This is a genomic window from Mesorhizobium sp. WSM4935, from assembly GCF_029625735.1.
GTDB lineage: Bacteria > Pseudomonadota > Alphaproteobacteria > Rhizobiales > Rhizobiaceae > Mesorhizobium.
On record NZ_JARTVR010000015.1, the window covers coordinates 140,800 to 149,675 of the forward strand.

Genomic DNA, 8,876 nt, shown 5'->3' on the forward strand with positions numbered 1-8,876 from the left:
CGACAAATGAGAGGGACTTGAGGGGCACTGGCGGATGGAGCATGCGATCTATCTCGTGACGCTGGTCGGCACGGCGCTCATCGTCGCCGCCGCGTTTTCGAGCCTGATCGCCTTCCGCTTCGGCGCTCCTTTGCTGCTCCTCTTCCTCTGCATCGGCCTTGCCACCGGCGTCGACGGTCTCGGCATCGAATTCGACAATGCGCGGCTGGCTTATTTTGCCGGCTCACTGGCCTTGGCCATCATCCTGTTCGATTCCGGTTTCGGCACGCCGCTCAACGCGCTGCGCCAGGCGGCCGGGCCGGCGTTGTCGCTGGCCACGGTCGGCGTCATCCTGACCACCGGCATTTTTGGCGTGGCCGCCTATTATCTGCTCGATCTCAACTGGCTCGAATCCTCGCTGCTTGGCGCGGCTGTCGCCTCGACGGATGCGGCGGCCGTGTTCTTCCTGCTGCGCGCCGGGGAAATCCATCTGCGCGAGCGCGTGCGTTCGACGCTCGAAGTGGAATCCGGCACCAACGACCCGATCGCAATCTTCCTCACCATCACGCTCGTCGAGATCATCGCCGCGCACGCCGACCCAGAAGCCAATGTGCTGGTCACCAACCTTTTGCTCGGCTTCCTCGCCAATATGGGGGTCGGTGCCATTGTTGGCGTGCTCGGCGGCTTCGGCATCGTGCGCCTCGTCGAGCGGCTCAACCTCGACCACGGCCTGCTGCCGATCTTCGTGCTGACGCTGTCGCTGATGGTGTTCGCGGCGGCCGGCGCCATCGGCGGCTCCGGCTTCCTCGCCGTCTACCTTGCCGGGCTGATCGCCGGCAATTCGGACATCCGCGCCGTCACCATCCTGAAGCGCTTCCAGGACGGCATGTCGTGGCTGGCGCAGATCATCATGTTCCTGATCCTCGGCCTGTTCGCAACGCCCTCGCAATTCCCCGAGATCCTGGTGCCGGCGGTCCTGCTCGGTCTGTTCCTGATCTTCGTGGCGCGGCCTTTGGCCGTCTGGCTCTGCCTGATGCCGTTCCGCCTGCCGCGCCCCGAGGTCGCCTTCGTCTCCTGGGTCGGCCTGCGCGGCGCGGTTTCGATCCTGCTTGCCATCACGCCGCTGCTCGGCGGGCTCGAGCATGGCCGGCTGATCTTCAACGCCGCCTTCATCATCGTGCTCGTATCGCTGGTGGTGCAGGGCTGGACGGTCGGGCCGCTGGCGCGGCGCCTGGGCCTTATCGTCCCCGCGCGTCTCGGGCCGCTCGACAAGGTGGAGCTCGAACTGCCGGGCTCGGCGCATCATGAGCTGCTTGCCTATCGCGTAGCACCCGGCAGCCCGGTGGCGCGCGGCGAGCGCATTCCCCGCTGGGCAAGGCCGTCGCTGGTGCTGCGTGACGGCCGATCCATGCGCTTCCAGGACATGGGCCGGCTGGCGGCCGGCGATCAGGTCTACATCTTCGTGCCGGACCGCTATCCGCGCCTGCTCGACAAGCTTTTCGCCAGCCGCGCCGTGGTCGATCCGGAGGATGCCGATTTCTTTGGCGCCTTCGCCGTCGATCCTGCCCGCCCGGCGGCGGAACTCGAGGCAGCCTATGCGCCGGGCCTGACCGAGGCCGAACAGAAGCTCACGGTCGCCGCGCTCGTTACCGAGCGGCTCGGCGGTCATCCCGAATATGCCGACCGTGTGATGATCGGCCCGATCGAGCTCATCGTGCGCGACGTCGACGAGAAAGGCAGGATCACCGGGCTCGGCCTGTCCTTCGAGCCGACCGCGCCGGTGGCGCGCGTGCCGGTTTTCCTGAGCGCCGGCGAGATCGCGGATCGTATAGCCGCCATGATCCGCAGCTGGCGCAAGCCCGCGGAACAACAGCCGGCCGAGGACGTGCCGAGCGACACTGCGGCGCCGGCACCGGACGGGCGGAAGACAGCCGGCGAAGGCTGATGTCTCACGCCGACATCATTTTTGCGCCCCCGCCGTCAACGCAGCGCTTGCATCGTGGTTCGCGCCGGGTAAGGTCGCCGCGTTTTCGCGAAAGGAACGGATCATGGCCGGCTTCAAGACACTCGACGATATCGGTGCCGTCAGCGGCAAGCGCGTCTTGGTGCGCGTCGACCTCAACGTGCCTGTCGCCGACGGCAAGGTCACCGACGCGACCCGTATCGAGCGCATCGCGCCGACCATCGCCGAGCTCTCGAAAAAGGGCGCCAAGGTTATCCTGCTGGCGCATTTCGGCCGGCCGAAGGACGGACCTTCGGACGAGTTCTCGCTGGAGCCGATCGCCCGCGCCACGGCGGAAGTGCTCGGCCGTCCGGTCGGCTTCGCCGCCGACTGCATTGGCGACAAGGCTGCCGAGGCCGTCGCCGCCATGAAGGACGGCGACGTGCTGCTGCTCGAGAACACCCGCTTCCACAAAGCCGAGGAAAAGAACGAGCCGGCCTTCACCGAAAAGCTCGCCGCCAATGGCGACATCTATGTCAACGACGCCTTTTCGGCCGCGCATCGGGCGCATGCCTCGACCGAAGGCCTGGCGCGCCACTTGCCGGCCTATGCCGGCCGCACCATGCAGGCCGAGCTCGACGCGCTGGAAAAGGGCCTCGGCAATCCGGTCCGGCCGGTGGTGGCCATCGTCGGCGGCGCCAAGGTCTCGACCAAGATCGACCTTTTGACGAATCTCGTGAAGAAGGTCGACGCGCTGGTGATCGGCGGCGGCATGGCGAACACCTTCCTGGCCGCGCGCGGCACCGATGTCGGCAAGTCGCTCTGCGAGCATGACCTCGCCGGCACCGCCAAACAGATCATGATCGAGGCCGCGCAAGCCGGCTGCGCCATCATCCTGCCCGCCGACGGCGTGGTCGCCAGGGAATTCAAGGCGGGTGCGGCGAGCGAAACCGTTGCCATCTCGGACGTGCCGGCCGACGGCATGATCCTCGACGTCGGCGCAAAAACCGTGCAGAGCGTCAACGACTGGATCGACCGGGCCGCGACGCTGGTCTGGAACGGTCCGCTCGGCGCCTTCGAGATCGAGCCCTTCGACCGTGCCACGGTCGCGGCGGCAAAGCATGCCGCGACCCGCACCAAGCAGGGCAAGCTCGTCTCGGTCGCCGGCGGCGGCGACACGGTGGCCGCGCTCAACCATGCCGGTGTCGCCGACGACTTTACCTATGTCTCGACTGCCGGCGGCGCCTTCCTGGAATGGATGGAAGGCAAGCCGCTGCCCGGCGTCGAGGTGCTGAAGCGGTAAACAGTCCGAGACGAGGCAAGGCCGCGCGGCTTTCAATCGATTCTAGCTTTCCGGGGTTATTCCTTTGGCGGTAGTGTTCTGCTAGCGCGGAACAAACGCAGCGTAGGAGAGCACCCATGAGCGAACGTCTCGAAGATATCGCCGCCGCGATGGTGAGCGGTGGCAAGGGCCTTTTGGCCGCCGATGAGAGCTCCGGCACCATCAAGAAGCGTTTTGACGTCATCGGCGTGGAGTCGACCGCCGACAACCGGCGCGACTATCGCGAGATGATGTTCCGGTCCAGGGAGGCGATGACCAAATACATCTCCGGCGTCATCCTCTATGACGAGACCATCCGCCAGAAGGCCGCCGACGGTACGCCGCTTGTCGACATCATCAAGGCGTCCGGCGCCATTCCCGGCATCAAGGTCGATCTCGGCGCCAAGCCTCTGGCCGGCTTTCCCGGCGAGACCATCACCGAGGGCCTGGACGGGCTGCGCGAGCGGCTTGCCGACTATTACAAGCTCGGCGCCCGCTTCGCCAAATGGCGCGCGGTGATCGACATCGACACTGCCAAGGGCGTGCCGTCCGCCAATTCGATCGCCTCCAACACCCATGCGCTGGCCCGCTATGCAGCACTTTGCCAGGAAGCCGGCATCGTGCCGATCGTCGAGCCGGAAGTGCTGATGGACGGCGCTCATTCGATCGACACCTGCTACGACGTCTCCAGGGCGACGCTGGTCAAGCTCTATGACGAGCTCTACGCCGCGCGCGTCGTCTTGGAAGGCTCGATCCTGAAGCCGAACATGGTCATCTCGGGCAAGAAGTCAGGCAAGACCGACAGCCCCGAGGAAATCGCCGAAAAGACGATAAAGCTGTTCCGCGAAGTGGTGCCGGCGGCGGTGCCGGGCATTGCCTTCCTCTCCGGCGGCCAGGAAGACGAGGAGGCGACCGCCAACCTCAACGCCATCAACGCCATCGGCCCGCACCCCTGGAAGCTCACCTTCTCCTATGGCCGGGCGCTGCAGGCCGCACCGCAGAAGGCGTGGAGCGGCAAGGCCTCGAACGTCGCCGCCGGCCAGGCCGCCTTCACCCACCGCGCCCATATGAACCATCTGGCTGCGCTCGGGAAATGGCAGCCGGCGCTGGAAAAGGCCGCCTGAAGCCAGCCCTTCCACTCCACAGCGAAAACCCGGGCCGCTGGCCCGGGTTTTGTTTTTATACGCCGCATTCCTACCTGATGCAGCGAAACAGCGGCGGCTGTGTCGGGTTGAGCCGATGTCGAACGTCCTTGGCAGGAGAGGACAGGAGATGGTCATGCAACGCAATGCCGTCGTTTCGCGCGAGGACTGGTTCGAGGCGCATCGAAGGCACCTCGAGCGCGAGAAGGAGCTGACACGCTTCCGCGACCTTGTTGCCGCCGAGAGGCGGCAACTGCCCTGGTTCAAGCTGCGTAAGGATTATGTCTTCGAGAGCGAAACGGGGCCGAAACGCCTCGCCGAGCTGTTCGCGGGCAAGAGCCAGCTCATCGTTTATCATTTCATGATGACGCCGGGCTCCGACCACCGCTGCGAGGGCTGCTCGTTCCTTGCCGACCACATCGACGGCGCCAACCAGCACCTGAAGCATCATGACGTGTCGCTGGTCGTCGTCTCACGCGCGCCGTTGGCCGAGATCCTGCCTTACAAGCGGCGCATGGGCTGGAAGTTCGACTGGATGTCGTCCTACGCCTCCGACTTCAATTTCGACCTTCAGGTCTCCTTCACCGACAAGCAGATCGCGGCGGGCGAAACCATCTATAATTTCGAGAAGCGCCCGCTGCGGTCGAAGGACCTGCCCGGCACCAGCATCTTCTATCGCGACGAGTGCGGCGACATCTTCCTCACCTTCGTGTCGCGCGCCCGCGGCGGCGACGCGCTGATCGGCGCCTATCACTATCTCGACATGACGCCGAAGGGCCGCAACGAGACCGGACCCTACCATGGCCTGATGGACTGGGTGCGCCTGCACGACGAGTATCAGGACAAGGCCGAGCGGCCGGACTGCTGCGCGTGAACGGCATGGTTCACCGGCGGCCTGCCTTACGCACTGCGTACCAAATGGCCGGAAGCGCGCGTGGTGTGGTCGCCGGTGCTGGAATTCACCCGCGCGCCGGCAATGCCGCCATTGCTCGGCGCCCTCCTCGAGATCCGCGCCACGGAAATGAACCGGGTGAGCGTGCTGTCTGCAGCGAACGCGGCGCCATTGCTGCAGCGCGCCTGCCGATCACCAATCCCGAGGCCGGGCTTCGCCTCCGACGGCTTCCACGCCTCCGAAGCGGGTTACCGCGGCTGGGCGGAGCATCTGGTGGATTTCGTGCTTGGCATTGAGCAACCTGGCCGAGTCGGCTGGGCTTAAGTCCAAGCCCAAGCACCGCGGCAAGCGATATCGCGGCCATCACAAGCAGCGCCAGCTTCCAGAAATCGCCGCGCCGCTTCAGCCCTGGCCATCCGAGCGGCTTGATGACCTGGATCAGCATGATGCCGATGATGACAAGGGCGAGCAGTTTCGTCATGCCGCCTTTGAGCAACATCGATGGCGCCTGTCAAAGCTGTTCTTAAGGCATCTTCGGGGCCAGGCATTCCTGACAGAAATCGGGCTCATCCCGACCCTGCGAGAGGGCGCCGCACCGCCTTCTTCGGCCACCTGCCAAGCTCCTGACAGACTGCTGTCAGGAGGAGTGTGCGATACTCTTCCCATCAAAAAGAGAGGAGTGAGGTCATGAACGGTTTTACCATTCTGCGCAGCGTGCAGCACTATGTCGGCAGGATCCGCACCGTGCGCAACGAGATCCGCACCCAGCGTTTCCTGAACACATTGCCGGCGGACATTCGCAAGGACATCGGCTGGCCGGACCTTTACCAGGGCCGCGTGCGCGAAAACTGAAATTTGTCGCCGCAACTTGGATTGTGGCGCTGTCGCGCCCAGATGTAATGCGGCCAGTGATGTTGAGTTCAGGGAAGAAGCCTTGCCGATGATTTCGCCGCAGCCTCCTGACAGGATGTTGTCAGGAGGGCTGCGGTAATTGGAACGGCTTGATCCTGACAGTGATGAACACGAGCCGACGATCCGGAGTGATCCGCGCATGGTGAAGAGCTGGAACGACAGGCTGAACACGCCGGGCATCAACGGCATCAAGCCGTCGCCGCGCACGGTCGGCGATGTCGTTGAAGGCCAGTCGATGCTGGTGCCGACCGCGCGCCAGGTCGACGACTTCATCCGCTCGATTCCCGAAGGAGTGGAGATGGACGTTCGTGCGCTGCGCACCGCTCTGGCCATCGAGCACGGCGCCGAAGTGACATGCCCGGTGACGATCGGCTATCATCTTCGCACCGTTGCCGAGGCCGCCCATGAGGATCTCGAGCGCGGCATGGCGCTGAGCGACGTCGCGCCGTTCTGGCGTGTGCTGGGTGCAAAGACGCCGACCACGGGCAGACTGTCTTTCGGGACGAAATTCGTTGCCGCGCAGCGCAAGCGCGAAGGGCTGAAGCCATAACTCCCGGGGGAGAGATCGATGCGCCGTGCCGACAGGCTTTTCCAGATCGTCCAGCATTTGCGGGGTGGCCGGCTGGTCACCGCGCAGAAGCTCGGCACGTGGCTCGAGGTTTCCGAGCGTACCATTTACCGCGACATAGCCGACCTGCAGTCGACCGGCGTGCCGATCGACGGCGAAGCGGGCGTCGGCTACATGATGAGGGAGGGTTTCGATCTTCCGCCGCTGATGTTCACGCGTGACGAGATCGTGGCGCTGGTTGCCGGCGCGCGGATGGTGCGCGCCTTTGGCGGGGCGGCGATGGCAAGGGCCGCCGACGAGGCGCTGGTCAAGATCGGCGCCGTGCTGCCCGATACCGAGAAGGACCGCATCGCCCGCACCGAGATCCATACGCCGATGTGGGTGGTGAGCGATGCCGCGCGTGAGGCGATCGACCTGATCGAGCGTGCCATTGAGAAGCGCCAGGTGCTGACCATCGACTATTCGGACGAAGCCGGACGCGGCACCGCCCGCGACATCAGGCCGTTGGGGCTGTGGTTCTGGGGCAAGGTCTGGACCCTGGTCGCCTGGTGCGAGATGCGCGACGACTTCCGTGCCTTCCGCATCGACCGCATCGCCTCGGTCGTGATCGCCGGCCGCATCTTCAAGCCGGAGCGCGGCAAGCAGCTCGCCGATTTCTACCGCGCCGTCGAGCGCTCAGAGGACTACGGCATGGCGCCCGACCGCGCCGCGCGGACGTGACTTCCTCCCAAGCCATTGTCCAACGAAAAAGCCCGCTCGAAGCGGGCTTTTTTGTTGAGCGCGTCGGAAGGCCTACTCCTGGTCGTCGTCCTCGCCCTTGTCCTTCGACTTGAGCGCGGAAAGCTTGGCGAAGACGGCGTTGGCGTCGAGCTCCTGGTCCTCGTCCTTCGGCTTCTCCGGCGCCGGCACCAGCCGTTCGGTGAGTGCGGCGGGCAGCAGCGTGTCGCCCACGGGCTGCGGCTGCTCGCGGCCGCGCGAGGCGCGGTTGACTTCGAGGTCGAGGTCGATCTGCGAGGTGAGGCCGAGCGTCACCGGATCCATCGGCTGCAGATTGGCCGAGTTCCAGTGCTTGCGTTCGCGGATCTGCTCGATGGTCGACTTGGTGGTGCCCACGAGACGGGCGATCTGCGCGTCCTTGAGTTCGGGATGGTTGCGCACCAGCCACAGGATGGCGTTCGGCCGGTCCTGACGCTTCGACAGCGGCGTGTAGCGCGGACCCTTGCGCTTCGATTCCGGCACCCGCACCTTCGGCTCCGACAGCTTCAGCCGGTAATTGACGTCCTTCTCGCCGCGCGCGATCTCGTCGCGGGTCAGCTGCCCAGTGATGATCGGGTCCATGCCCTTGATGCCCTGCGCAGACTCGCCGTCGGCGATCGCCTTGACCTCGAGCGGATGCAGCCCGCAGAACTGCGCGATCTGCTCGAAGGAGAGTGCGGTGTTGTCGACCAGCCAGACGGCGGTCGCCTTGGGCATCAGCAGCGTATTGGCCATATCAAAAATCCTTCTCGTTCGCCCGCGTTCCCGCGCGGGCGGTGGTTTTAGAGCCACCAAAATGGGAAATTCGCGGCCTGTATAAACGCTCCCTCCGATTTTCGCAATGTTTTTGGGAAGAGCTCGATTCACGACGCTGAAAAGACAAAACCCGCTGGACGGGGTCCAGCGGGTTCGGAACCGGAAACGAAGCAAGCGTCTCGACGGCTCTGGCTTGCAAGTCCCAGCCCGGCCTTCGGCGGTCGAGCTTCGTCTGATTACACCGCCTGACGGGCGATGCGCTCGATGTCGGCGCGGTTGATGCCGAGGTCGCTCAGCTGGCGGGCGTTGAGCTTGTTCAGCTCGCGCACGGTCTCGTTGTACATGCGCCACTTACGGAAAGCACGGATCGGGTTCATGATGGTTCTCCAGTCGTTGGTCAAATCGTTTGATGCCGCGTAAATAGGCACGCCTGCCCACAAATTGAACGGACGCTTTTGCATGGCCGCAATGCGTTTTGTGCATTGCACCAAAAGAAAGGGAGTAGGGGAGTAAGGAATAGGGCAGTAGGGCGAACGAGGGCTACTCCCCTACTCCCCTACTCCCCTACTCCCCTACTCCCCTACTCCCCTACTCCCCTACTCCCCTAC

Annotated in this window: 10 protein-coding genes and 1 pseudogene; 9 read left to right on the forward strand and 2 right to left on the reverse strand. The window is 64.7% G+C overall.

Going from position 1 to position 8,876, the window contains the following annotated elements; translation table 11 throughout:
* The first annotated feature begins 34 nt into the window (after window positions 1–34).
* The 9 genes and pseudogenes from P9273_RS26695 (at window position 35) to P9273_RS26735 (ending at window position 7,476) form a co-directional block, all read left to right on the forward strand.
* Window positions 35–1,924 (forward strand): potassium/proton antiporter, encoded by a 1,890-nt coding sequence (locus tag P9273_RS26695; protein WP_278051451.1) that lies wholly within the window; start codon window positions 35–37, stop codon window positions 1,922–1,924.
* 103 nt (window positions 1,925–2,027) lie between these two features.
* Window positions 2,028–3,224 carry a phosphoglycerate kinase gene (locus tag P9273_RS26700; RefSeq protein WP_278051452.1) on the forward strand — a complete coding sequence of 399 codons (1,197 nt, stop codon included), beginning with the start codon at window positions 2,028–2,030 and terminating at the stop codon, window positions 3,222–3,224.
* Between the two features lie 116 nt (window positions 3,225–3,340).
* Entirely contained in the window at window positions 3,341–4,366 is a 1,026-nt protein-coding gene (locus P9273_RS26705; protein ID WP_278051453.1) for a class I fructose-bisphosphate aldolase, read from the forward strand.
* A 154-nt stretch (window positions 4,367–4,520) separates the two neighbouring features.
* The gene (locus tag P9273_RS26710; protein ID WP_278051454.1) at window positions 4,521–5,258 is read left to right on the forward strand and encodes a DUF899 domain-containing protein; all 738 of its coding nucleotides are present in this window, start codon (window positions 4,521–4,523) and stop codon (window positions 5,256–5,258) included.
* A 15-nt stretch (window positions 5,259–5,273) separates the two neighbouring features.
* Window positions 5,274–5,600: pseudogene (locus tag P9273_RS26715) on the forward strand (SGNH/GDSL hydrolase family protein); the annotation flags it as partial.
* Entirely contained in the window at window positions 5,563–5,967 is a 405-nt protein-coding gene (locus P9273_RS26720) for a hypothetical protein (RefSeq protein WP_278051458.1), read from the forward strand. The pseudogene P9273_RS26715 and the gene P9273_RS26720, both read left to right, overlap by 38 nt.
* A complete protein-coding gene (locus tag P9273_RS26725) occupies window positions 5,964–6,128 on the forward strand; it encodes a hypothetical protein (protein ID WP_095767353.1) in 165 nt (54 codons plus the stop codon). Before P9273_RS26720 ends, P9273_RS26725 begins: the two co-directional genes overlap by 4 nt.
* A gap of 199 nt (window positions 6,129–6,327) precedes the next feature.
* Complete coding sequence (locus P9273_RS26730) at window positions 6,328–6,738, forward strand: hypothetical protein (RefSeq protein ID WP_278051455.1); 411 nt, start codon at window positions 6,328–6,330, stop codon at window positions 6,736–6,738.
* A gap of 18 nt (window positions 6,739–6,756) precedes the next feature.
* Window positions 6,757–7,476, forward strand: coding sequence for a helix-turn-helix transcriptional regulator (locus P9273_RS26735; RefSeq protein ID WP_192257602.1), 720 nt, complete (start codon window positions 6,757–6,759; stop codon window positions 7,474–7,476).
* 72 nt (window positions 7,477–7,548) lie between these two features.
* Here P9273_RS26735 and P9273_RS26740 read toward each other — a convergent pair whose 3' ends face one another.
* Together P9273_RS26740 and P9273_RS26745 are read right to left on the reverse strand one after the other, a co-directional pair.
* On the reverse strand, window positions 7,549–8,247 hold the full coding sequence (locus P9273_RS26740; protein WP_040998807.1) for a DUF1013 domain-containing protein: 699 nt from the start codon (window positions 8,245–8,247) through the stop codon (window positions 7,549–7,551).
* 257 nt (window positions 8,248–8,504) lie between these two features.
* Window positions 8,505–8,645 carry a DUF1127 domain-containing protein gene (locus P9273_RS26745; protein WP_071074868.1) on the reverse strand — a complete coding sequence of 47 codons (141 nt, stop codon included), beginning with the start codon at window positions 8,643–8,645 and terminating at the stop codon, window positions 8,505–8,507.
* Window positions 8,646–8,876 lie beyond the last annotated feature (231 nt).